At 59.3% G+C, this 25,276-nt stretch carries 18 protein-coding genes; 4 read left to right on the top strand and 14 right to left on the bottom strand.

All coding sequences use genetic code 11. The annotated features are described in order from the left end of the window. Positions 1-16: 16 nt before the first annotated feature. The 9 genes from ACFDAU_RS15305 to gltB form a co-directional block, all read right to left on the bottom strand. Positions 17-652: a LuxR C-terminal-related transcriptional regulator gene (locus ACFDAU_RS15305; RefSeq protein ID WP_413437772.1), complete on the bottom strand. Its 636-nt coding sequence runs from the start codon at positions 650-652 to the stop codon at positions 17-19. Positions 653-721: 69 nt separating this feature from the next. Next, on the bottom strand, positions 722-1,489 hold the full coding sequence (locus ACFDAU_RS15300; protein WP_413437771.1) for an SDR family oxidoreductase: 768 nt from the start codon (positions 1,487-1,489) through the stop codon (positions 722-724). Positions 1,490-1,507: 18 nt separating this feature from the next. Next, positions 1,508-2,185, bottom strand: a complete 678-nt coding sequence (locus ACFDAU_RS15295; RefSeq protein WP_413437769.1) for a thiol:disulfide interchange protein DsbA/DsbL — start codon at positions 2,183-2,185, stop codon at positions 1,508-1,510. A gap of 25 nt (positions 2,186-2,210) precedes the next feature. Then, a complete protein-coding gene (locus ACFDAU_RS15290; RefSeq protein WP_413437768.1) occupies positions 2,211-2,786 on the bottom strand; it encodes an SPOR domain-containing protein in 576 nt (191 codons plus the stop codon). 28 nt (positions 2,787-2,814) lie between these two features. After that, positions 2,815-4,557 (bottom strand): arginine--tRNA ligase, encoded by a 1,743-nt coding sequence (gene argS / locus ACFDAU_RS15285; RefSeq protein WP_413437767.1) that lies wholly within the window; start codon positions 4,555-4,557, stop codon positions 2,815-2,817. Positions 4,558-4,625: 68 nt separating this feature from the next. Further along, a complete protein-coding gene (locus ACFDAU_RS15280) occupies positions 4,626-6,836 on the bottom strand; it encodes a primosomal protein N' (protein WP_413437766.1) in 2,211 nt (736 codons plus the stop codon). Positions 6,837-7,165: 329 nt separating this feature from the next. Continuing rightward, on the bottom strand, positions 7,166-8,233 hold the full coding sequence (gene hemE, locus ACFDAU_RS15275; RefSeq protein WP_413437765.1) for a uroporphyrinogen decarboxylase: 1,068 nt from the start codon (positions 8,231-8,233) through the stop codon (positions 7,166-7,168). Between the two features lie 130 nt (positions 8,234-8,363). Continuing rightward, entirely contained in the window at positions 8,364-9,794 is a 1,431-nt protein-coding gene (locus ACFDAU_RS15270) for an FAD-dependent oxidoreductase (RefSeq protein ID WP_413437764.1), read from the bottom strand. A 30-nt stretch (positions 9,795-9,824) separates the two neighbouring features. Continuing rightward, positions 9,825-14,270 carry a glutamate synthase large subunit gene (gltB, locus tag ACFDAU_RS15265; RefSeq protein WP_413437763.1) on the bottom strand — a complete coding sequence of 1,482 codons (4,446 nt, stop codon included), beginning with the start codon at positions 14,268-14,270 and terminating at the stop codon, positions 9,825-9,827. A gap of 612 nt (positions 14,271-14,882) precedes the next feature. On the opposite strand from gltB, the gene ACFDAU_RS15260 reads away from it, so the two are divergent. The 4 genes from ACFDAU_RS15260 (at position 14,883) to ACFDAU_RS15245 (ending at position 17,588) form a co-directional block, all read left to right on the top strand. Next, entirely contained in the window at positions 14,883-15,110 is a 228-nt protein-coding gene (locus tag ACFDAU_RS15260) for a hypothetical protein (protein WP_413437762.1), read from the top strand. Between the two features lie 39 nt (positions 15,111-15,149). Continuing rightward, the gene (locus ACFDAU_RS15255) at positions 15,150-16,454 is read left to right on the top strand and encodes a hypothetical protein (protein ID WP_413437761.1); all 1,305 of its coding nucleotides are present in this window, start codon (positions 15,150-15,152) and stop codon (positions 16,452-16,454) included. Continuing rightward, entirely contained in the window at positions 16,454-16,618 is a 165-nt protein-coding gene (locus tag ACFDAU_RS15250; RefSeq protein WP_413437760.1) for a hypothetical protein, read from the top strand. Before ACFDAU_RS15255 ends, ACFDAU_RS15250 begins: the two co-directional genes overlap by 1 nt. A 100-nt stretch (positions 16,619-16,718) precedes the next feature. Next, complete coding sequence (locus tag ACFDAU_RS15245) at positions 16,719-17,588, top strand: hypothetical protein (RefSeq protein WP_413437759.1); 870 nt, start codon at positions 16,719-16,721, stop codon at positions 17,586-17,588. A gap of 80 nt (positions 17,589-17,668) precedes the next feature. Here ACFDAU_RS15245 and glcF read toward each other — a convergent pair whose 3' ends face one another. From glcF to ACFDAU_RS15220, 5 genes are all read right to left on the bottom strand, one after another. Continuing rightward, on the bottom strand, positions 17,669-18,892 hold the full coding sequence (gene glcF, locus ACFDAU_RS15240) for a glycolate oxidase subunit GlcF (protein ID WP_413437757.1): 1,224 nt from the start codon (positions 18,890-18,892) through the stop codon (positions 17,669-17,671). 2 nt (positions 18,893-18,894) lie between these two features. Then, positions 18,895-19,941, bottom strand: a complete 1,047-nt coding sequence (gene glcE / locus ACFDAU_RS15235) for a glycolate oxidase subunit GlcE (RefSeq protein WP_413437756.1) — start codon at positions 19,939-19,941, stop codon at positions 18,895-18,897. A 9-nt stretch (positions 19,942-19,950) separates the two neighbouring features. Next, positions 19,951-21,405, bottom strand: coding sequence for an FAD-linked oxidase C-terminal domain-containing protein (locus ACFDAU_RS15230; RefSeq protein WP_413437755.1), 1,455 nt, complete (start codon positions 21,403-21,405; stop codon positions 19,951-19,953). Between the two features lie 140 nt (positions 21,406-21,545). Further along, complete coding sequence (locus ACFDAU_RS15225) at positions 21,546-22,862, bottom strand: four-carbon acid sugar kinase family protein (RefSeq protein ID WP_413437754.1); 1,317 nt, start codon at positions 22,860-22,862, stop codon at positions 21,546-21,548. A 180-nt stretch (positions 22,863-23,042) separates the two neighbouring features. Further along, positions 23,043-25,265 carry a phosphoketolase gene (locus ACFDAU_RS15220; protein WP_413437753.1) on the bottom strand — a complete coding sequence of 741 codons (2,223 nt, stop codon included), beginning with the start codon at positions 25,263-25,265 and terminating at the stop codon, positions 23,043-23,045. Positions 25,266-25,276 lie beyond the last annotated feature (11 nt).

Below are 25,276 nucleotides of genomic sequence, written 5' to 3'. Positions count from 1 at the left end.
GGTAGTGGAAGTTCATTCAGCTTTTGTCGGTGATGCGGGTATGTTTCAACGCGCTGGTGGCCACCTGAACGCGATTTTGCATGCCCAGTTTTTCCATGATGTTGGAGAGATGGTTGCGGACCGTGTTTTCGGACAAATCCAGGCGGCTGCTGATGGCCTTGTTGGAGAGCCCCTGGGCGACCAGTTCGACGATCTCGCGCTCGCGTTGCGACAACTTGCTGAACACGTCCTGCTTGAGTTCACCGCGCGCCAGTTTTTGCATGATGTGGGAGGGGAACATGCTGTTGCCCTGTGCCACGGATTGAATCGCGTTGATGAGCTGCTCCGGATCGGCGCTTTTCAGGATATAGCCATCCACCCCGGCCGCAATGGCTTCGCTGATTTCGAAGTCCTCCCCGGCCATGGTAAGCATCACCGTGCGAATGCCGCGTTTTTTCAATTCCTGTACCAGACTCAGGCCGTCACCGTCAGGCAAAATGCGATCCAGCAAGGCAATATCGGCCTGACTGCCTGGGCTTGCCAGCCACTCGCGTGTACTTTTGATATCCGCGCATTGTGCATTGACCTGCATTCCCGGGGTGTTTTCCAGGGTGCGCGCAATACCCAGGCGGGTGAGCGGGTGATCGTCTATCAGCAGGATGGAAATGGTCATGGTAGCGGCCTCCAAGCCGGTTTGAATCGAATGTATACGTGCACATTGTAACCATCAATTCAATGAGATTCACAGCGGCAGATTGCGCGGCTTGCGGGGGGCGCGGCAGAACAGGCGATCATAGAGCACGCGCGGCAACAAACCCAGCGCCCATGCGACGAGTGCCATTTGCCAGGGCAAGGTGACATAGCGCCGCCGCTGCGCAATGGCGCGGGCAATTTTTGCAGCCGCCACATCGGCTTGCAGGATAAAGGGCATGGGATACGGATTCACCGCGGTCATGGGTGTGACGATGTAACCGGGGCTGACCGTAGACACGGCGACGCCGCTGTTGTGGAGTTCCACCCGCAGCGATTCCAGGTAGGAAATGACTGCTGCCTTGGACGCGGAATAGGCTGCGCCGCCGGGCAGGCCGCGAATGCCGGCCACGCTGGCGATACCCGCCAGCACTCCGTTACGCGCATGGCGCATGGCGGCGACGAAAGGCTGGAAGGTGGCCACCATGCCGATTACATTCGTGTCCATGACGGCTTGAAACACCCCAAGATCCGCGGCGTGTTCGGTGAGCGTGCCAACGCTGATGCCGGCTGCAGCGATGACCACGTCCGGTACGCCAAAACGCGCGATAAAATCGGCCGCGGCGGCCTGCATGGCAGCTTGCTCACGCACGTCCAGCGGATAGATGACGCAGCCGGGAAATTCCTTGGCAAGCGCTGCGAGCCTGTCCGCACTCCGTGCTACCAGACCAAGCTGCGCGCCCTGTAGAGCATAGTGCCGGGCAAGGGCTGCACCCAGACCGCTCGACGCGCCAGTAATGAAAACGCGCAAGGCGGCCATTGGCTAGGGGGTGAGTGCTTAATGTTTTTTTGCGGGCGCGTGCCGGGCCTGCTTCGACCGCTCTTTACGCACTTTGGCAATCAGGCTGTCGAGCGTTTTGAATAAAGCTTCCTCGCTGCCGGTCATCGATACCGAGGTGGAATATTTGCCCGCCACTACAAATGCCGGCACGCCATTGATTTTGGAGTCGCGCGTTAGCTGGTTGGCGCGCATTGCCTTGCTTTGTACGTCGAAGGAATTATAGGTATCCACAAAGGTCTTGCGGTTGATGCCTTGTTTTTCTGCCCAGTTGAACAGTATGTCCGGATTGTTGAGATCGATGCCCTCTACGTGGATGGCGTTGAATACATCGTCATGCAGCGCCGGTATTTTACCGAGCAGGTCCAAGGTGTAATAGGTTTTTGCCAGCGGCAGCCAGGACTCATTCAGTACTGCCGGAATGCGGCGTATGGCTACGTCTTTGGGCAGTTTCTTGATCCAGGCGTTGAGTGCCGGTTCAAGATGAAAGCAGTGGGGGCAGCGGTACCAGAAAAACTCCGCCACTTCGATCTTGTTGCCGCTGTCGGTGTTGAGTTCAGGGCTGATGACCTGATAATCCTTGCCCTCCACCGGGTGAGCCGCGTCGGCGTGCGCCAGCGGTAATGCGCCCATGCCTAACAGAGCGATCATCAACAAAAATTTGCGCATCAGGGACATCGTCTTCTCCTATTGGTTACGGTGCTCAATTCGACTGCGTGTTCGCGGTTGCGTTCTTGACCCGTATCAGATGGGTTTTGATCTGGTTTTGTTCCAGCGCGGTGCGTGTCTTGTCGAGTTCATCCATGCTGTTGAATGGACCCACGCGAACCCGGTGCCAGATGCCTTTGCCGGGGATTTCCGCAGTCTGGATGGAAGCTTCGTAACCCAACAAGGCCAGCCGTGCCTTGAGGTTGTCCGCATCGGCGCTATTGGGGAATGCACCGGCCTGCAGGTAATAGCTTTCACCGGCGGGTGGCGTCGGGTTCTTGTGCAGATCCTGGTCGCTCATGGCCGCTTCGTTGCCGGGTAAAATCTTGTAAAAATCGAAGCGGGGTTTTTCTTCAGCGGGCGCATTCGGCGCTGGCGCAGTGGTTGCGGTTTTATCCTTGGTCTCGCTGACGACGGGTTTTTCGCGCAGAGCGAACGGATTGCTTTTGTTCACCCACATTGCAACCACGATGGCTATGGCGAGTCCGAAGACCAGGCCGATAAGAATGCCGGAGAATAGCGAGCCGCTTTTTTTCTGCTCGCTGGGGCGGGATTTGTAGTCGCGTGCCATGGGGTAGTAATGTCCTTGTCGGATGGTGTTACATTTTGTCCGGGCAGTTTACACCCAGCAGAGCGAGGCCATGGCGTAACGCATGGCGCGTAGCGGTGATGAGGGCGAGCCGTGCATGACGCATGGTTTTGTCGTCAACCAGAAACTGCTCGGCATTGTAATAGGCATGCAAGGCCCCCGCGATATCCTTCAGAGCATAGGCAATCGCGTGTGGTGCGAGTTCCCGTGCCGCCATGTCCACCACGCCAGGATATTCGGCAAGCCGGTGCAGGAGATCGATTTCATAAGCGTTGGTGAGCGGCGTAAAGTCGGTGTCCGCCAGTAATGCCGGGTCGCCGCCCCATTGCGCGAGTACGCTGCAGATGCGCGCATGCGCGTACTGAATGTAGTACACCGGGTTGTCACTGGTCTGCGATTTGGCCAGGTCCAGGTCGAAATCCAGGTGCTGGTCGGACTTGCGCAACACATAGAAAAAACGTGCCGCGTCGTTGCCGACTTCACGCCGCAACTCACGCAGGGTAACGAATTCACCCGAACGGGTGGACATTGCCGCTTTCTGGCCGTTGCGATAGAGCACCGCGAACTGCACCAGCGCCACGCTGAGCTTGTCGGCAGCCAGCCCCAGTGCCTGCAATGCGCCGGTCACGCGGGCAATATAGCCATGGTGATCGGCACCCCACACGTCAATGAGCCAGTCGAAGCCGCGCTCCAGCTTGTTGAGATGGTAGGCAATATCCGAAGCAAAATAGGTGTACTGGCCATTTTCGCGCAGTACCACGCGATCTTTTTCATCGCCGAAGTGAGTGGAGCGGAACCACTTGGCGCCGTCCTGGGTATAGATATGCCCGTTTTTTTCCAGCAGGGCCAAGGTGCGCTGCACGATGCCGGAGTCATACAGGGATTGCTCGGAGAACCACTGGTCGAATTCGACGCCGAATTCCAGCAGGTCGTTGCGGCAGTCACCCAGTTGCTCGGTGAGCACCAGGTCGTGCACATAGGCGTAATCAGCGCCCAGCAACGTCTTGGCATTGGCAATCAGCTGATCCAGATGCGCATCGGGTGCAGTATCAAAATCAGGTGCGCCATCCAGCACGCGCCACGGTTCATGTACGTAGCGGTCGGCGTGCGCATTGAATATCATTTGCGCCATGCCGCGCACGTAATCGCCCTGATAGGCGTTGCCCGGGAAAGGCACATGGATCCCGCACAATTCGAGATAGCGCAGCCAGGTTGAGAGCGCCAGAATATCCATCTGCCGCCCGGCGTCATTGACGTAATATTCGCGCGCCACCTCGTATCCGGCCGCCGCCAGCACATTGGCAAGGCTGGCACCGTAAGCCGCACCGCGCCCGTGTCCGACGTGCAGCGGACCAGTCGGATTGGCGGAGACGAATTCCACCTGCACCCGTTTTCCCTGGCCGCTGCGCCCATCGCCAAAGCGGTCACCCCGGGCAAAGATGTACGGCACGATCTGCTGGTAAGCGGCCGGCCGCAAAAACACGTTGATGAAACCCGCACCGGCAATTTCAGTTTTATCCACCAGCGGCGAGGCGGGCAGCGCAGCCTGAATGATCAGCGCCAGTTCGCGCGGGTTGCGGCGCAGGGTTTTGGCCAGTTTCATCGCCACGCTGCAAGCGTAGTCGCCGTGCGCTGCGTCGCGCGGGTGATCGATTTCTACTGGCGCATCGGCTGCCTCGGGGAGTGCGGCAGCAATGGCAGCACGGAACAGGTCGACCAGGTGCGGTTTGATTTCGGTGTAAGGGACGCGCATGATGCAGTCTTCAAAAAAGGTTGCCTATTATAGCCGGGTGGCTGTTTGCCCGCATGGTCGAGTAGGCATCATATCTCCAGTGGATCCACGTCCAGATTCCAGCGTACGTTATTTGCCTTGAGTGCATATAGTTGCGGCATCCAGGCGCTTAAAAAAGCCTGCAGGGGTTTGCGGGCGGGTGACTGCACCAGCAGCAGGGCGCGTTCTACCCCGGCTTTGCGCGCCATGCTTGCCTGCGTCGGGTCGAACAAAGTGATGCCTGCCATGTGTGGTGCGGCACCTTGTGCCTGGTGTAAAAACGCCAGCGCGGTATCAAGCTTGCCTGCTTCCGCGCGCAATACAGCCTGGTGCACGAATGGCGGGAACCCGGCAGCGGCGCGTTCAGCCAGCAGACTCGCGGCAAACCCCGCATAGTCATGCCGTTGCAGCAGGCGATACAGGTGGTGGTCGGGGAATTGCGTCTGGATCAATACTTCGCCCGCTTCGCTGGCGCGTCCGGCACGCCCGCCGACTTGCATGAGTTGCGCGAACAGGCGTTCGGTAGCGCGAAAATCCGGGCTGTATAGCGCACTGTCGGCATTGATGACACCGACCAGCGTGAGCTTGGGAAAGTCATGCCCTTTGGCCAGTAGCTGTGTGCCAACCAGGATGTCGGCTTCACCCTTGTGGATGGCACGCTGCATGTCCGGCCAGCTGTGTTTTTTGCGCGTGCTGTCGCGATCCACCCGTAGGATGCGCGCTTCCGGAAAATGGCGGGTGAGGGCATCTTCGATGCGCTGGGTGCCAAAGCCGCCGGGTTTGAGATCGATGTTGCCGCATGCCGGGCAGGCGTGCACCACAGATTCGACATGGCCGCAATGGTGGCAACGCAGTTGACGGTCGCGCAGATGCAATACCAGCTTCGCCGAACAGCGTGCGCATGCTGCGCCCCAGCCGCACTCGAAACACATCAGCGCAGGGGAATAGCCGCGCCGATTAACGAATATCAAACTCTGTTGTCCTGCGGCGAGGCGGGAGCGAATGGCAGCCAGCAATGCGGCCGACAAACCTTCCTCGGGTTTGCTGCTGCGCGTGTCGATCAGGTTGATGACGGGCAGGCGGGCGCTGGCGATCGCGCGCTGGTCCAGGCGGATGAGTGTATAGCGGCCATTCTGTGCGTTGTGCCAGCTCTCCAGCGCCGGGGTTGCCGAGCCGAGCACCACCGGTACACCCTGCTGCTGCGCGCGTACCACCGCAACGTCGCGTGCGGCGTAACGTAGCCCATCCTGCTGGTGAAAAGAGCTGTCATGCTCCTCGTCCACAATAATCAGCGCCAGGTGCGGCAAAGGGGCAAATACGGCCAGCCGGGTACCCAGCACGATACGCGCGCGGCCTTCGGCGGCAGCCAGCCAGTGCGCGAGGCGTTCACCTTCCGCCATGCCGCTATGCAGAGTGGCAATCTCAATGTGCGGAAAGCGTGCGCGGAATACGCCGGTGAGCTGCGGCGTGAGATTGATCTCCGGCACCAGCAGCAATGCCTGTCCGCCCCGTTCCAGAGCGGACGCAACCAGATGCAGATATACCTCGGTCTTGCCGCTGCCGGTAATGCCATGCAGCAGGAATGCCTGATAATTCGTAAATGCTGCGTTGATCCGCGTTACCGCATCCTGTTGTGCGGGTGTGAGTTGCGGTGCGGTATCCGCTGCTACCGGAGGGGCATGCAATCGGGCGGGCAGATTGATCTGCGCTGCCCAGCCGCGCTCGACCCAGGTTTTTACTATGCCGCGGTAGCCGCTGCAGATTGCTGTCAATGTCGCGCCGGTGTGGGCCAGGCCGTCGCGCATGGTATCCAGCAGTGCGCGCTGGGCAGGCGCGTGCCTGGGTAGATCGTCGGCACTCAGAGCCAAGCCGGCGCTGGTGAGTAGCCAGGCATGGGCAAGCTTGATGTGTATGGGTTGCGAGCGACGCAGCGTGGTGGGCAATGCAGCCATCACCGTTGGACCGAGCGGGTAATGGTAGTAATCACTGCAGAAATTCAGTAGCCGCAGCAGTTCGGTTGGCAGTGCCGGCGCATCACGATAGATTTCCAGAATCGGCTTTAATTTATGTTTGTCGTGGTTGCTGTCTGGAATCAGGTCCATGACCACGCCGACCATTTCCTTGCGACCGAAGGGCACGCGTACACGTAGACCAATGTCCTGCCGGGTTAGCCCGGGAGCAAGGTAATCGAATAAGCGGGATACGGGTATATCCAGCGCAATCTGGGCGATAGGGGTGGCGCCAGGGGTAGTAGGCAACATAGTGCGGTTTGCTCGGGTGAATTCTGCAATTAGCCGCTAAAGTGTTCTCATGACTGATTAAAACAAGTTATCCACGCAATCTGTGGATAACTTTGTGGGGAAAGTTCTATTAAGCCCGCAAAGGCGATGACGCAAAAGGATTTTCAGGTCGAGTGTAAAAAAACGGCAATATAAATATGATTTAAAAATCAACACAATATGTGTTTTTGTCGTAAGTCAAGCCAGTGCGGCTGGAAATAAGCGTAAACGCTCAATTATTGTGCATAAGTGTTCTTTGATATTGTGTTTTTGCGAATGTCCGCACTTGCATGATGCCTTTTATCAAGGCCTTAGCCAATATGGTATGAGCGGCTGAGTTCGTGCACGGCCTGCACCAGAGCCGCTGCATTTTCCGGGGGGGTGAACTGGGAAATGCCATGGCCCAGATTGAATACATGCCCGTTGCCGTGACCATAACTGGCTAATACCTTGCCCACTTCGCTGCGTACGATATCCGGTTCGCAGAGCAGGATGGCCGGGTCGAGGTTGCCTTGCAATGCGACCTTGTCGCCCACCCGCGTCCGTGCGCTGCCAATATCCACAGTCCAGTCCAGCCCCAGCGCATCGCAACCGGTGGCGGTCATGGCTTCCAGCCAGTTCCCGCCGCCTTTGGTGAACAGGATGACGGGTACTTTCGCGCCCTCATGCTCGCGCGTCAAACCGGACACGATCTCGGTCATGTAGCGCAGTGAAAATTCGCGATATGCCGCATGCGACAGTGCGCCGCCCCAGGTATCGAAAATCATCACGGCTTGTGCGCCGGCCTCGATCTGGGCATTCAAATAATCGGTGACGGCGCGCGCATTGGTGGCGAGGATGTGGTGCAGCAGATCGGGCCGCTGATACAGCATTTTCTTTACGGTGGCGAAGTCGGTGCCGCCCTGGCCTTCGATCATGTAACACGCCAGCGTGAACGGGCTGCCGGAAAAACCAATCAACGGCACGCTGTTGTCCAGCGCGTGGCGGATCTGGCTGACCGCGTCGATCACGTAGCCCAGGTGTTCGACCGGATCGGGCGCGGTGAGCGCGCGGATTTCCCATTCCTCGCGCAGCGGACGCTCGAATTTGGGACCTTCGCCTTCAGCAAAATACAAGCCCAACCCCATTGCGTCGGGAATGGTGAGGATGTCGGAAAACAGGATTGCCGCATCCAGTGGAAAGCGCGCCAGCGGTTGCAGCGTGACTTCGGTGGCGAGGTCCGGATTCTTGCACAGCGACAGAAAATCTCCGGCACGGGCGCGGGTCTGGTTGTATTCCGGCAGGTAGCGCCCGGCCTGGCGCATCAGCCATACCGGGGTGTAGTCCACGGGTTCACGTAGCAGGGCGCGCAGGAAGGTGTCGTTTTTCAGCTTGGGCATGGATGCTTTTCTTTAAGAGTTGTTAGCCACAGAGATCACAGAGGGCTCAGAGAAAGCCAGGAAATCCTCGTTTCGTTTCTCTGTGTTCTCTGTGCCCTCCGTGGCAAACGAATTTAGGTTTTAAGCAGGCCTACCATACACCCAGATAGCCAAGTATGCCTTCCGCCGCTTCGCGACCCTCGAATACTGCAGTGACCACCAAGTCGGAGCCGCGCACCATGTCGCCGCCGGCAAATATTTTCGGGTTGGCGGTCTGGAACTTGTGCTGGCTGCCCTTGGCTACCACGCGGCCGCCCTGGTCGGTGGTGATGCCGAAATCGGTGAACCACGGCTGCGGATTGGGACGGAAGCCGAAGGCGATAATGACGCGGTCGGCAGGGATGATTTCTTCCGAGCCCGGTACCACGACCGGTGTGCGCCGACCGCGCGCGTCGGGCGGTCCCAGCTCGGTGGTGACCAGCTTCACGCCTTCCACCCTGCCGTCGCCGACGATTTCCACCGGCTGGCGGTTCCACAGGAATTGCACGCCTTCTTCCTTGGCGTTGACGACTTCACGCTTGGAACCGGGCATGTTTTTTTCGTCGCGGCGGTAAGCGCAGGTAACGGAGGCCGCGCCCTGACGGATGCTGGTACGGTTGCAGTCCATCGCCGTATCGCCGCCGCCCAGCACGACCACGCGCTGACCGGCCATGGAGTGGTAATCATCACCGGGCTTTTCGTAGCCGAGGCGATGGTTCACGTTGGAGATCAGGAACGGCAATGCCTCCAGCACGCCGGGCAGGTCTTCGCCGGGGAAGCCGCCCTTCATGTAAGTGTAGGTACCCATGCCCATGAACACGGCATCGTATTCGTCCATCAACTGCTGCATGCTGATGTCTTTGCCGACTTCCATGCCCAGGCGGAATTCCACGCCCATGCCTTCGAGCACTTCGCGGCGCCGCGTCATGACCCATTTTTCCATTTTGAATTCGGGGATGCCGAAGGTCAGCAAGCCGCCGATTTCATCGTAACGGTCGAACACCACCGGAGTGACGCCATTGCGTGCCAGGATATCGGCGCAGCCCAGTCCCGCCGGGCCGGCGCCGATCACTGCGACGCGTTTGCTGGTCTTCACGACATGGCTCATGTCGGGACGCCAGCCGGCCTTGAAGGCTTCTTCGGAGATGTATTTCTCGATCTGGCCGATGGTCACCGCGCCGAAGCCGCCCACCGCCTCGCCGAAGCCGTCGCTGTTGAGCGTGCAGGCGCCTTCGCAGAGCCGGTCCTGCGGGCACACGCGGCCGCATACTTCGGGCAGCGAGTTGGTCTGGTGTGACAGTTCCGCTGCCTCGAACAGCTTGCCTTCGTTGATCAGCTTGAGCCAGTTGGGAATGTAGTTGTGCACCGGGCATTTCCACTCGCAATACGGGTTGCCGCATTCCAGGCAGCGCCCGGCCTGCTCGCCAGCCTGGGTGGGATTCATCGGTGCATAGATTTCCTTGAACTCCACGCGGCGCACTTCCGCGGGGGTCTTGGCGCCGTCCTGGCGCGGGATGTTCATGAATTGAAAAACGTCAGACATGGGCTATTCCAGTGTGGGCGCAGGGCCGTTTTAATCTTTCAGCAGAGAATCCAGCGTGACCGCTTTCGGCTTCACCAGCCAGAAACGCGCCACCACTTCGGCGAAGTTTTCCAGCATCCAGCGGCCGCGCGCACTATCCGTATGCAGTACGTGAGTCTCGATGCGCTGCCTGAGGAAATGGCGGTACTCCACGGTCGTCTCGGTATTGATGCGGTGGATGTCGATCAACTCGTTGTTGTAGCGATGCATGAACGCGTCGCTGGCATCGTAGACCATGGCGAAACCGCCGGTCATGCCTGCGCCGAAGTTGAGGCCGGTATCGCCCAGCACCAGCACGCAGCCGCCGGTCATGTATTCGCAGCAGTGATCGCCCGCGCCTTCCACGACGGCGCTGGCGCCGGAATTGCGGACCGCGAAACGCTCGCCGGCCATGCCGGCAGCGTACAGTTCGCCGCCAGTGGCGCCGTACAGGCAGGTATTGCCGATGATGACCGCATCATGCGCGACGAAACCGGAGCCTTGCGGCGGCTGGATGGCAATGCATCCGCCGGCCATGCCCTTGCCCACATAGTCGTTGGCGTCGCCTTCCAGCAGCAGCTGCAATCCTTTGTGGTTCCATACGCCGAAACTCTGCCCGGCCGAGCCTTTGAGCTTGAGCGTCAGACAACCTGCGGGCAATCCGGCCGCGCCGTGGGCCCGCGCGATTTCGCCGGACAGGCGCGCGCCGATGGAGCGGTTGACGTTGCGTACCGTGTATTCCAGCGTGGTCGGAATCTGGGTCAGGATGCATTCGGTAGCATCAATCACCATTTGTTCGGCCAGCTCGCCCTTGTCGAACGACGGGTTGGAAGGCTCCACACAGAAACGCGGCTCGCTGTCGGGGATGCTGCCCTGGCTGAGCAGGGTTTGCAGATTGAGCCTGCCCTGACGCGCCGTGTCGCCTTGCGAGAGCTTGAGCAGATCGTTGCGGCCGATCAGCTCTTCGATAGTGCGTACGCCCAGCCTGGCCATCCACTCGCGTGTTTCCTGCGCGACAAAGGTGAAGAAATTAACCACCATCTCAGGCAGACCGACAAAGTGTTGTTTGCGCAGGCGCTCGTCCTGGGTGGCGACACCGGTGGCGCAGTTATTGAGATGGCAAATGCGCAGGTATTTGCAGCCCAGCGCGATCATCGGCGCAGTGCCGAAGCCAAACGACTCGGCGCCGAGAATGGCGGCTTTCACCACGTCGTAGCCGGTTTTCAGGCCGCCGTCGGTCTGCACCCGCACGCGCCCGCGCAGGCCGTTGGCACGCAACACCTGTTGCGCTTCGGTCAGCCCGAGTTCCCACGGCGTACCGGCGTATTTCACGCTGGTCAGCGGCGAGGCGCCGGTGCCGCCGTCGTAGCCGGATATGGTAATCAGGTCGGCGTAAGCCTTGGCCACGCCGGCGGCCACGGTGCCGACCCCGGGTTCGGCCACCAGCTTCACCGACACCAGCGCCTGCGGGTTGACCTGTTTCAGGTCGAAAATCAGTTGGGCCAGATCTTCGATGGAGTAAATGTCATGGTGCGGCGGCGGTGAAATCAGCGAAATGCCGGGTTTGGCGCAGCGCAGTTTGGCGATCATTTCCGATACTTTATGGCCCGGCAGCTGGCCGCCTTCGCCGGGCTTGGCACCCTGCGCGATCTTGATCTGCAATACCTCTGCGTTGACCAGATAATGCGGGGTTACGCCGAAACGGCCGGACGCTACCTGCTTGATCTTGGACATCTTCAGCGTGCCGTAGCGGACCGGGTCTTCGCCGCCTTCGCCGGAGTTGGAACGCCCGCCGATGCGGTTCATGCCCTGCGCCAGCGCTTCGTGCGCCTCGGGGGAGAGCGCGCCGAGCGACATGCCGGCCGAGTCGAAACGCTTGAGGATTTTCTCCACCGACTCGACTTCATCCAGCGGGATGGGCTGTATGTCTTCGCGCAACCCCATCAGGTCGCGCAGCATGGCGACCTGACGGCCGTTTACCAGCGCCGCATACTCCTTGTACTTTGCGTAATCGCCGGACTTCACGGCATTTTGCAGCTGCATCACCACGTCCGGGTTGTAGGCGTGGAACTCCTCGCCGAAAATGAACTTGAGCAGGCCGCCCGGGCCGATCGGGCGCATCGGGTTGAAGGCGAGGCGGGCGAGCTTTTTCTGGTCTTCCTCGAAGTCCTCGAAGTTGGCACCGGAAATGCGCGACACCGTGTCTTTCAGGCACAGCTCGACCACTTCCTCATGGATGCCGACACCCTCGAACAACTGTGCACCGCGATAGCTCGCCACGGTGGAAATGCCCATTTTGGACAGCACCTTGAGCAGGCCCTTGTCGGTACCCTTGCGGTAGTTGGCCAGCGCCTTGGCAGGCGGCAGCGCGATTTCGCCGCTTTTCACCATTTCCAGAATCGCCTGGTAAGCCAGATACGGATACACGGCCGTCGCGCCATAGCCGATCAGGCAGGCGACTTGGTGCGGGTCGCGCGCGGCGCCGGTTTCCGCGACGATATTGCAATCGCAACGCAATCCCGCGCTGATCAGGGCATGGTGCACAGCGCCCACGGCAAACAGTGAGTGGATCGGCAGCAGGGTTTTGCCAATCTTGCGGTCGGACAATACCAGGATCACATTGCCAGCCTGTACTGCTGCAATGGCATCGGCGGTGAGCTTTTCCAGCGCGGCCTTGAGGCTGGTCTGGGCCGGATCGTAGCCCAGCTCCAGCGTGAAGGAACGGTATTCCGGATCGGCGAGTGTGGTGAGGTAGGTGAAGGCGTCATGCGACAGCACCGGCGACGCCACTTCCAGCCGGTGCGCATGCTGGGGCGTCTCCTCGAACAGGTTGCGCTCGGGACCAAAACAGGTATTGAGCGACATCACGATCGCTTCGCGGATCGGGTCGATCGGCGGGTTGGTGACCTGGGCGAACTGCTGGCGCAAGTAGTCGAACGGCGAACGCACTTTCTGCGACAGCACCGCCATCGGCGTGTCGTCGCCCATCGAGCCGACCGCTTCCTGCCCGTCTTCGGCCAGCACGCGCAGAATCTGGTCGCGTTCCTCGAAACTGACGTTGAACAGCTTCTGGTACACCGACAGGCTGGGGGCGTCCATGGCCGGACAATTCGCATCCTGCTCCATGCCCAGCTCCAGGCGCTGGGCGTTTTTCAGCCACTCGCGGTACGGATGGGCAGACTTCAGTTCGGTCTCGATATCCTCGGGCAGCAGGATGCGGCCGTTTTCCAGGTCGACAGCGATCATCTGGCCGGGCTTGATGCGACCTTTCTGCACCACGTTTTCCGGCGGGTAGTTCCACACCCCGATTTCCGAGGCGATAGTGAAATGGCGATCCTTGGTAACCACATAACGCGCCGGACGCAGGCCGTTGCGGTCCAGCAGGCAGGCGCCGTAGCGGCCGTCGGTCAGCACCACGCCGGCGGGGCCGTCCCACGGTTCCATGTGCATGGAGTTGTATTCGTAAAAGGCGCGCAGGTCGGCGTCCATCGACGGCACGTTCTGCCAGGCCGGCGGAATCAGCATGCGCAGCGAGCGGAACAGTCCCGCCCCACCCATCACCAGGCCTTCCAGCATGTTGTCCATGCTGTACGAATCGGAGCCGTTTTTGGCGACGATGGGGCGCACGTCATCCATGTTCGGGATCAGCGGCGTGGCGAACTTGCGCTCGCGCGCCAGCGACCAGTTGCGGTTGCCCTGCACGGTATTGATTTCGCCGTTGTGGGCGAGGTAGCGGAACGGCTGCGCCAGACGCCATTCCGGCCAGGTATTGGTGGAGAAGCGCTGGTGGTACACCGCCAATGAAGAGGCAAAACGCTCGTCGCTGAGGTCAGGGTAGAACACCGGCAGCGCGGCGGGCATCACCAGGCCCTTGTACAGAATTACCTTGCCGGACAAGGTGGGGATATAAAATGCCTTGTCGCCAGCCAGTGCTTTTTCGGTAAGGCGCCGTGCGATATAAAGTTTGCGCTCGAAGCTTTCCGCATCCAGCGAATCCGGGCAGTTGACGAACACCTGCTCGAAATGCGGCAGCGTCGCCAGCGCGTATTCGCCGCACACCGAAACGTCCACCGGAAGCTGACGGTAGCCCGCCACGCTCAACCCTTGAGCTTGCAACTCGCGGGTAAGGGTGTCGCGCGCAGTGGCAGCAAGCGCCGCATCCTGATTCAGGAACACCAGACCGGCGGCATAGTGCCTGGCCAGATCAAAGCCGCATTCGGCGGCAACGGTGCGCAGGAATGCATCCGGTTTTTTGAACAACAGGCCGCAGCCGTCGCCGGATTTTCCGTCCGCCGCCACCGCGCCGCGATGCGTCAGGCAGGCCAGCGACGAAATCGCCGTCTGCACCAGCCAGTGGCTGGGCTGGTCATCCAGCTGAGCCATCAGGCCGAAGCCGCAACTGTCCTGTTCGAAATCGGGGCGGTAGAGGGTACCCTCCAGCCAGCTTTGTCTGTCCATTGGCGATAACTCGAAATTTAGAGCGAAATAGTCTAATTCTACTCGCCCGTCAGGTATCAGGCAACGCTAATATTCACGGGGGTTTTGTAGGGGTATTGTGGTGTTGGCAGAGTTGATGCTTGACTCAGCGATGCGGTGGCTGAACGGGCGAGCCAGCATGGGTGGGAGAAAGCGTGCGTTACGATAAAATGCGGTGGCTGAGAGCTTTACCCAAGCGCACTAATTATGGATATGTTAATACAAAACCTCGAATTTCCGTGCCCTGAATCTCCCCGCAAGCTGGAGTTTTTCAGCAGAATGGGGGGGATTATTCGTTGGCGCTCACCGCGTCATCGCCTTTACCAACATCAACGGGTGAAACCAATGATTAAGGCAATTGAACAATTCACGTTTGCGTTAATTGTTGGCGGGATGCTGGCAGGGTGCGCAGCACCGGGGCCGCAATTCTCCAGCCAGCGCTGAACTGATTGTCTACCGGAAGTCTGCGCTATTCGCTTCTGGACAAACCGTGCCGCTTCTCATTGATGGTATAAATCAGGCGAACTGTACAACGGTTCCTATCTGCAGCAAAAACTTACCCCTGGCCGTCATTCCATTGAAGGGACGACTGGCATGTTTGGCAAGCCAGCGGAAACGACCATTCGGCTGGCCGCAGGTGAGAGGAAATTTCTGCATTTCGATTTTCCTACTGGGCTGCTGGCAAAAGTATTTTTTATCGGCGACACGCTGAAAGAGCGTAGCGAATTGACAGCACTGGAAGACTTGAAGGAACTGAGCAGCCTAAAACCGGTTGCAACTAGTAAACAAAACCAGCCATGTAACGAAAGTTTATCGATTTAATGCTTAATTATGGATGTTACATGTCGATAAATAATTGCCATGTTTGACACAAAACAGCGCGAGCAGAAAATGAAAATGGAAGACGGAATGCAAATACAAACAAAAAATGGATTGGATTATCAAATCCCTGTTTTATTGAAAACCAAGCTCATCCTGTCGTGGAAGAGTGGCGCCTATATGTTTGCCCTGATGGCGCTGGTTTTGGTGGCGGCCATTGCCCAAGCAGACCCGGTCCCGGTAGCGGACCAGGGAAGCACCACACACGGAGAATCTGCATATTCCACGCCAGTTGTTCCGCTGGACCAGATATTAAACCCATCCACACCATTGAGCGGCAACTATCCGGTACATGACTCAGGGGTCCATGCGGAGAATTGGTTCTGGATGGACAACCACCGGATCATATTCTGGACGAGGGAAAAGAAAATATGGGATGGCGACCCACTTAAAACTTTGGCAATAATCCTAGGGCCTTTGAGTGGCGAGAAGAGACACGCATATGCCGAAAATATTGATGTCACTAAAATATGGGACGTCAATAGCGGCGCGATCACGCGCTACCGTGTCGGTAGCGTCACCTGCTACCAGGATGGAATCATTAATATTGCTGTCCCCAAGAATACAGAAAGTGCGGGAAAACCATCGGACTTTGAATATCTCTCTGGCCCGATGGGTCTGGAAACGGCGGTTGATACCACCAAGAAATCCAGACTGTATATGTATCCTGGCGACTGCGGCAACCAGCCTTCTGCCATAACCAGGCAGTACATGGAAGCGCACCCTGACGAGTACGTCAAACCTCTGCGCAAAGAAGACGGGTTCATCGTCTTGGGCAAACATAGCTATAAAAACCGTGGGCCGGTTTTGCCTCAGGATTTCGTTATTTTTTACCCAATGAATAGCCCACCGCTTACCTTGCATATGAATAATAATTTGCTACGAGCTGACTACTATAACTTTGCAAACGCATATTTATTTGTGGACAGTCGAACTGTGTCTGGAAACTCTGATAGGTCATCTAGTATCAAGGTTTTTATTCATATTCTGCTGGCTAAAGGCGAATTGAGAGAGATTAAAAAGCCGGATGCATTTTCAAATGCATCATGGGTGGGAGGAGTCAGGCTGACTCAGAGAGGCATCATGTGGACAAATAACGTTTGGAGTGGTGAATCTGGCATTTATTTGTCACATGGTGAAAAAGTAAACCAGATATCACACGATAGTGTAACGGATGGGAAGGTATCACCAGACGGCTGCCGGTTCGCCTATATGAATGTGGAACTCAACCAGCCACCATTGCAAGGCAAGTTAAAAGTAATTGATTTATGCGAGGAGGTTCAATAATGGCACTGACCGCTGGAACAGTACTGGGAAATTTGACGCCGCAAATTGGGCAACCCATTTCGCAAACGCTCATTGACATTTTGAAATTGGCCACCAATGCGGCCAATGCAATCTATAACCTAGATTTATCAACCAGCGCTTATCTGCAGGGGCGGCACAGGTGACGACTGGTTATGTTCTCGACACTCAGCCGGATTTGCGCTTCACCGGTGGGATGCTCCAGCCCTACGCCAGTGATCCTGGATATATTCTCGGCCCTACGATATGAGCCAGAAAAAACGCATATTTTTTGGTGCTGGGGTATTTGTAGTGTTGGCACTTGTAGGTTGGCTGGGTGGTTGCGCGCAATCCCCCGAGTCCAATACACCTTATTCGCCTCCCCTCCGGCTCAACTGGCCGCTTGACCACACTGGCACTCACAGGCTTCAAGTTCTCGTACCTGCCGGCTACAACATGAGTGACGGTGCCGAGTGGATGGAAGCCGTGATTTATCCACATGGCCGTCCGACGGATCCGCATAACGTGCAGCAGGATATGCTGCTTGAGACGCTGTGGCCGGAGATGGGGCCGCACACCGTGGGCAACAACCAGTCCTTCGAGGTGCCGGGTATGGGGCGAATGCTCATGATACTCGTCGGGTCCGGCGCGGTAGATCCGGCGATCCACGCGCGCGATCGACTGCATATTGATCTGGATACTGATAAGTTCTTCCTAAAACAGGTCTGCATTCCGCCGCCTAGCCTACCCGGGAAGGCAATCTGTCATGACCTGGATCATTTGTACCCGAAACCAGGAAAATTCGGCCTGAAGCGTGTGGGGGTCGATTTCCATCGATTTCCAGATGTGCCTAAAGCCGAATACCGCCACTATAACGACCTTTATTACACTCCCGATATGGGTGCGGACATGCAGACTTATGTCAGTTGCACCGCTGACGAAGTGGGGCCGACAGTGCATGGGATAGCGTACAACCCTCTGTGCCAACAGTACTTCATTTTCAGCCCGCTGAACGCTGTAGTTCAGGTCACCTACAGGCGAGTTTACCTCAAGGACTGGAGCGGGATTCAGTCCGCAGTCGGACAATTTCTGCAATCAACTATCGTCAGCGATGAAACATTCTCAGAACGTGAATAGGGTCAGACACGATAATTCTTCTTCCTTGGGGCTCTTCACGCCCTTTGTTGACTCAAGACCTCGAATTGTTCGCTGACAGTTTAAACCTCGTCCAGCAATTCTATCCAGTGCCGAACCGGCGTGGCGGTGCCGGATTGCAGATGCGTCAGGCAGCCGATATTGGCTGTCGCAATGACTTCGGGCTGGCGCGCCTGCAGGTGGCCGAGTTTACGTTCGCGCAGCTGGGTGGAGATTTCAGGTTGCAGGATCGAGTAGGTGCCGGCTGAGCCGCAGCACAGGTTGGACTCGCTGACTGATATCACTTCAAATCCGGCCACGGTGAGCAGGGCTTCCACCACGCCGGTGATTTTCTGGCCATGCTGCAGCGTGCAGGGCGCGTGGAAGGCGACGCGCGCGCGTGGCTTGGGCAGCGGCTCAAACTGGCTTTTGAGTACCTCTGCCTCGGCCAGCACGACTTCGCTGAGGTCGCGCGTCAGGGCCGAAACCCGCGCTGCTTTGGCAGCATAGGCCGGGTCGTGTTGCAGGTAATGGCCGTATTCCTTGACCGTGACGCCGCAACCGGAGGCGGTCATCACGATGGCTTCTGCGCCCGCTTCGAGAAGCGGCCACCACGCGTCGATGTTGCGGCGCATGTAATCCAGCCCTTCGTCCTGGGCGTTGAGGTGGTAGCTGACCGCGCCGCAGCAGCCGGCTTTGTCCGCCGCAACCAGCGAAATGCCGATCTTATCAAGCAGCCGCGCCGCCGCCGCGTTGATGTTGGGCGCCAGCGCGGGCTGTACGCAACCTTCCAGAACCAGCATGTGGCGTGCATGACGCCCTTTCGGGCGAGATGAAGAATTCTGTTTCGCGGGTAGTTTTGATTTCAGGCTGGCTGGCAAGAAGGGTCGTGCCGCGTGTCCCAACGCGAGCAGGCTGGAAAACAGGGTTGGGCGCGGCAGAACCTGGCGCAGGGCGTAGCGTTGCATCGCAGCCAGCGGGCTGCGCGGAACCTGTTTTTCGATCAGGCCGCGACCGATATCCAGCAGTTTCGAGTATTCCACCCCGGACGGGCAGGTGGTTTCGCAATTGCGGCAGGTGAGACAGCGATCCAGATGCAGCTGGGTTTTTTCTGATACCTCGCCGCTTTCCAGATACTGCTTCATCAGGTAAATGCGCCCGCGCGGCGAATCCAGTTCGTCGCCGAGGATTTGATAGGTGGGGCAGGTGGCCAGGCAAAAACCGCAATGCACGCAACTGCGCAGGATGCGTTCAGCTTCAACCCCTTCGGGCGTGTCGCGGATGAAATCGGCAAGCTGGGTTTGCATGGTCAGAACTCCGCGTAGAGCCGCCCGCGATTGAATATGCCGTGCGGGTCGAATTGTTGTTTCAGGCGCTGGTGCAGCGCCAGCATGGCTTTGGGCAGCGGTTGGAATACGCCCGCGGATTTGTCCGCCGCGCGAAACAGCGTGGCATGACCGCCTGCCTCGGCCGCAGCGCTGCGGATGTGCCCGGCCGGGGCATCGGACTTGAGCCAGCGCTGCGCGCCGCCCCAGGTGACGGCCTGTTTGCCGGGCAGGTCAATGGGCGGTGTGCTGGAGGGTACCGACAGGCGCCATAGCGGCGTAGCGCCGCCGAACAGCGCGGCGGTCTGCTCGCGTGCGGCGAGCCAGAAAGCGGCGCCGTGCGGGTTCACTTCACCGCCCAGCTTCACTTGCGCAGCATGAATGCCCGGGCCGCTCCCTTCCAGCCGCAGCATCATCACGCCGCCGACCCAGGCGGCAGCGGAAATGGGCAGCGGCAGGCCGGCGAGCTGATTCATGTGGAGGATGGCGTTGTCCTGATCGAGTTCGAATTGCAGGGTGAGCTCCTGGGCGGGGCGCGGCAGCACTTTGAGCGAGGCTTGCAGGATCACCCCGAGCGTACCCATGGCGCCCGCCATCAGGCGCGATACATCATAACCGGCGACGTTCTTGATGACTTTGCCGCCGAAGTTGAGCACGTCGCCGCGGCCATCCAGCAACTGCACGCCGAGCAGTGCGTCGCGCGCGCTGCCGGCAAAGGCGCGGCGCGGCCCGGCGAAGCCGCACGCCAGGGTGCCGCCCAGCGTGGCGTGTGCGCCGTAATGCGGCGGTTCGAACGACAGCATCTGCCCGTTGGCGGCGAGCACGGCTTCGATTTCGGCCAGCGGGGTGCCGGCTTTTGCGGTCAGCACCAGCTCCACCGGCTCGTATTCGACGATGCCGCTGTGCGCGGAAACATCGAGCAGCTGGCCGGTCGGCGCATTGCCGTACCAGTCCTTGCTGCCGCCGGCGCGGATTTGCAGCGGCGTTTGTGCGGCGATGGCGGCGTGTACCTGGTCAATGATTGCTTGCATGGGTGCCTGTCAGAATCGCGGTAATTCAGGATGCGGCAGTTGCCCGTCGTGCACGTGCATCGCGCCCAGTTCGGCGCAGCGGCGCAGAATAGGTACGGCCTTACCGGGGTTCAATAATACGCGTGGGTCGAATGCGGCTTTGACCGCGTGGAAAGCCTGCAATTCCAGCGGGCTAAACTGCACGCACATCTGGTCGATTTTTTCCACGCCCACGCCGTGCTCGCCGGTAATGGTGCCGCCTTGGGCGACGCACAGCTCAAGGATTTTTGCGCCGAAGGCTTCGGTTTTTTCCAGTTCGCCGGGGGTGTTGGCATCGTAGAGGATGAGCGGGTGCAGGTTGCCGTCGCCGGCGTGAAACACATTGGCGACGCGCAGTCCGTATTGCGCGGACAACAGGGCGATGCCGTGCAGCACGGTGGGCAGTGCGCGGCGCGGAATGGTGCCGTCCATGCAGTAGTAGTCCGGCGACATGCGCCCTACGGCGGGGAAGGCGTTTTTGCGCCCGGCCCAGAACTTGAGGCGTTCGGCCTCGTTGCTGGCGGTACGAAATTCGGTGGCGCCGCTGGCGGCGAGGATGTCGTGTACGCGCAGCACATCGTCGGACACCTCCTCGTTGGTGCCGTCCACTTCCACTAGCAGAATGGCGGCGGCGTCGAGCGGGTAACCGGCGTGGACAAAAGCTTCCGCCGCCTCGATCGCGGGTTTGTCCATCATCTCCAGGCCGGCCGGCAGGATTCCCCCGGCGATGATGGCGTTTACCGCTGCGCCCGCTGTTTCGATGCGGTCAAAAGCCGCCAGCACCACTTGCGCGCGTTCCGGCTTGGCGAGCAGTTTGACGGTGACTTCGGTGATCACGGCGAGCATGCCTTCCGAGCCGTGCATCAGGGCCAGCAGGTCGTAGCCGGGGCTGTCCAGCGCTTCGCCGCCGAGTTCCAGCACCTCGCCGTCTATGGTCACCGCGCGCACACGCATGACGTTGTTCACGGTGAGGCCGTATTTCAGGCAATGCACGCCGCCGGAGTTTTCCGCTACGTTGCCGCCGATGGAGCAGGCAATCTGCGAGGACGGGTCCGGCGCATAGTAGAGGCCGTACGGTGCGGCGGCTTCTGAGATGGCGAGATTGCGCACGCCGGGCAGCACGCGCGCAGTACGCGCCAGCGGGTCGAGGTGCAGGATTTTGTTGAATTTGGCCAGCCCCAGCAGCACGGCGTCCTCACGCGGCAGCGCCCCGCCGGACAAGCCGGTGCCTGCGCCACGCGCGATGACCGGCACTCCGGCAGCATGGCATAGCCGTAAAATGGCGATGACCTGGTCTTCAGTATCAGGTAGCACTACGACGCCGGGCTGACATTGATACGCAGTCAGGCCGTCAGATGCATAGGGCATCATGTCCTCACGCATGGACAGCACCGCAGAAGCAGGAAGCAAGGCTTGTAAATCGCGGATAAGGGAAGCGGTGATCATGGTTGCGTGAAAACGCTATCGGCCGGTTGAAGACAGGGACAAAATAACCGCAAAACTCATTTTCATTCCGATACCCTGAGGTGGATTAAATCGCGATTTTCAGGCTGATTCGAAGAAAAAGGTGATTCTACTGCCCTCGATTATTCGTTGCCACCTGGTTTTGGTGCAACCAGGCGTTGCCAGGCTTGCGTCAGCGCGTTGGCATCGCCCACATTGCCGGGGAAGATCACTACCGGAATCTCGGGGAAGGGGTGGTCGGCAGGCGTCAATACCACGCTGCAACCGGCCAGTATCTGTCCCGCCAGTCGCGCAGTAGGCAATGCCAATCCCTTGCTCAGCATGTCGTTGGAAGTGATGCCGCCCTTGCTGATGATGAAACCGATGGTGGCGGGCAGACCGTGCACTACGTCCATCAGGAAACCGGAAACGTGTTCGCCGAACGCCAAGCGCGTTGCCTGGTCGGGAAACTGGCGTTCGACCCGGCTGGTGAAGATCACCGGCGTCAGGCCACTTTGGTGAGCACGAGCAACTTGCGCCAGCACTTCCTGGAGCAATGCCGGGCTCTGTTCCGGCATCCGGCTGACATCGACTTCCACAGCAACGATGCCTTTTTGCTGCAGCAACACGGCAAGTTGCTCGGTGGTTTTCTTGACATGCGAACCGACCACCACCACGCCGGGACGGCCATCCTTGACGTAGCGCCGCATGTCCTCGGCAGGTACCGGTTGCGGCGGCAGTTTGGCCAGCGCGGTGAGCAGACTGGCGGCGCTACGGAACAGGAAGCGCTTGCCCTGGCTGGCGGCCTGTTCGAGGTCGTCGGCGAAGCGGTTGAGGTCGGTCTGGTTTTCCGCATCCACCACGCAGCAAGCATTCCCTTGCAGCGCCATCAATCGGTCCAGCGTACCGGCGCGGATAGCGCTGAGGGTGAAGCGCACCACCGCATCGGCTTTGATCCGGCCCTGGGTTTTTTCTTCGACATAATCGGGTAGGAAACTGTGGCGGTAGCCGAACACGGAATCGCGCGCGAATTCGGTTTCATGCACCGGCACGGCCTTGCCGTCCACTTTCAGGTAATGCACGCTGTCCACAGTGAAACGTCCGCCTTCGAAAAAAGCCGGGACCAGAAAATGCGCGTTGAACGGACCGAGTTCTTCGGCCATCACATCGGTTTCCACCGGATAGTGGCCGCGCAGGGTCGAGTCGGAGCGGCTGACGAACAGGGCCGGACGATCAAATCCCGCCATTGCCAGCTTCAGGTTGTGGCATGCCTCGCGCGTGATCTGCGCTGCCTCGGCGGCACCCATCCCGCGGGTGTTGGTGAGCACAAACATCAGCGGCGAAGCATCTGCCAGACCCTGCTTGAGCGTCGCGACATCCCAGCGGGTGAGCAGCAGACAGCCATGCACGGTCTGTGAGCCGGTGGGGTCGTCGTCCAGAACAATGATTTTTGGTTGCATCGTAATTAACCTGAAAAAAACAGTTAGCCACAGAGATCACAGAGCTGGGGCGGGTTTCGCATATTTTCCAGCTCGCCTGATAGGTAAGCCAATATTTACGACAACCCCTTATATCCCTCTGTGAACTCTGTGCTCTCTGTGGCTTGAATTGCGGTTTTAGGATTAAACCCTTTTCAGCCTTTAATTCCCAAGCAAGGCCTGCGCACGCTGTTCCAGCGCCTTGGCGTTCATGCCGTTGAGGTCGAATAGCTGTCCGGCGGTTGCAGTGGTTTCGCCGCGCTGCCAGCAGAAGGTTTCACGGCGGGCTGCGCGCGTTCTCAGCAGTACCGGCTCCAGCATCGCGGAGGGGCCGCCGCTGACGGCGATCAGCGCATCGCCATGGAACAGCGCATCGAAATCCGCATCGTTCATGAATTTGCCGTCGGGCTGCGACACCGTGTTCCAGGAAACGTCGCTTGGACGATACAGGCGGCGCGGGTTGACCACCGAGACGATGCGCACGCCCACGCCTTGCTTGCCCAGGGCTTCAGCTGCTTCGAAGACGGGCAGCAGCACCATGTCGCCGGTGACTGCGAACACGACTTTGCCGTTGCCATTCTGATCCAGCAAAGTGATCGCGCCTTCCTCGATTGCCGTGCGGCTCTGTGCCAGCGTGGTGCGTACCGGCAGCGCCGTTTTCGAGGCGGTGATCACGATGCCTTTATTGTAGGTTTTCAGCGCCCATTCGTAAGCCGCCTGAATCGAATTGGCGTCAGTCGGGAACAGCGGGAACACATTGCCGTTGCGCATCATGGCGGCGAAGTAGGCCTCGACCTCCGGGCGCTGATGGGTCCAGCCATTGCGTCCCTGCTCCAGTGCGCCGGCGGTGAACAGCGTTACCGTGCTGGGGGTTTTGCGGCGCAGTTCGGCCATCGCCTGGATCACCGTCTGCCAGATCGGCAGGCCGTTGATGACGAAGGACTCATACGAGCACCACAGCGATCGGCCGCCGAACAGCGACACGGCAGCGGCCAGGCCGGCACAGGCATCCTCGTTGAGCGGCTCGTAAACCTGGCCATTGGGGCCCTGGAAGTACAGTTCGTCCACCGTCGGGTGGCGGATGGTCAAGGCCTTGTTGATGTTGGCCATGGCCGAGGCTTCGTTGCCGTCGGCATTGGTGACGATGAAGCGCGGATCGCGCTTGCCCACTGCGCCGACCACTTCACCAAACGCGGTGGTCGGTATTTTGTTTTCCTTGCCGGGTTCGAATTCGGTCAGCGGCAGCTCGCCGAGGTCGGGCAGATCCAGCTCGAATTCCGTCACTACGGTTTTCACGGCCGGGCCGCCGCCGGCATGGCGGAAATTCTCGCGTACCAGTTCCCACGCTGCGGTGGATAGCGCGCGGCGTTGCAGGCCGGACACGACGTCTGCGCTCTCCAGGGTGTGATGGGCGTAGAGGTTATGCGACTTGGAACCGGTGGCATGCACGCCGGTGCCTTTCAGTTGCTTGAGGATCAGCACCGACAACTCGCCGTTGAGCGCATGTTGTGCGGCGGCATCGCTGGCTTTCAGCACTGCACCGGCAAATGCCACGCGTTTTTCCCACGCGAACAGCGAGCTGTCGACATAGGCGCCGTCCTGATTCTGGTCGTCGAATTCCTTGGCGTCGACCAGATACACGTGCTTGAAGCCATGCGCTTTCCAGTAGGCCGTCATGCGCGCATTGTCCCAGGTCGAGACCATGCTGTGATGTTCCTGGGAATAGCCGTTCCATACCAGGATGGGCAAGAAGTTGGTGGCCTTGGGGTAGGCGGTATTGAAGTGCACCATCGCACTCATGATGTACGGCTCGCCCAGACCGCCGTCGCCGATGGTCACGGGGAACAGTTTGCCGGGGTGGAGCAGGGCGCCGGCCATGGCGAAGTGCTGGCCCTGGCCCAAGGGGCCAGCGGGCGCCAGCAGGCCGGGAATGGCGCCGGACAGGTGGCCCAGCAGCCCGTGGCTTTCGCGGAAGCGGTCACGCATCTGCTGCACCGTGGTGATGCCCATTTCCTCGAGCGAAGTGTCGAGGAACATGGCGCTGTAGAAGCCCGGAGCATGGTGGCCGACTTCAGTCACGATGTTGGTATGACCCAGCATCACCATGGAAGCATAGGCTTCGGCGCTGCTGGCGAAGCCGCCGGGATGGCCCGAGGATTTGGCGCCGGTCACCTGCAGCGTGAGATAACGCAAGCCGTCGGCTACCAGCAAGGTCTGGTAGGCGGCTTTGCGGTCACTGGCGTCTTTTACGCCAGGTACTTTTTCTGACAGGCACGGCGTATCGCCCATTTGCGCAAAATCCGGCATGGATTCCGCGAAATACTGTATGCCCTGGCAAAACGCGGGGGTGGTTTGGGGTTCGATCAGTTTCTTTTCCGTGCTCATTTTTGTCTCCA

Source organism: Sulfuriferula sp. GW1 (genome assembly GCF_047300855.1).
Taxonomy (GTDB): Bacteria; Pseudomonadota; Gammaproteobacteria; order Burkholderiales; family Sulfuriferulaceae; genus Sulfuriferula.
The sequence above is the reverse complement of the archived record's forward strand: the minus strand, read 5'-3'. Positions and strand labels throughout refer to the sequence as shown.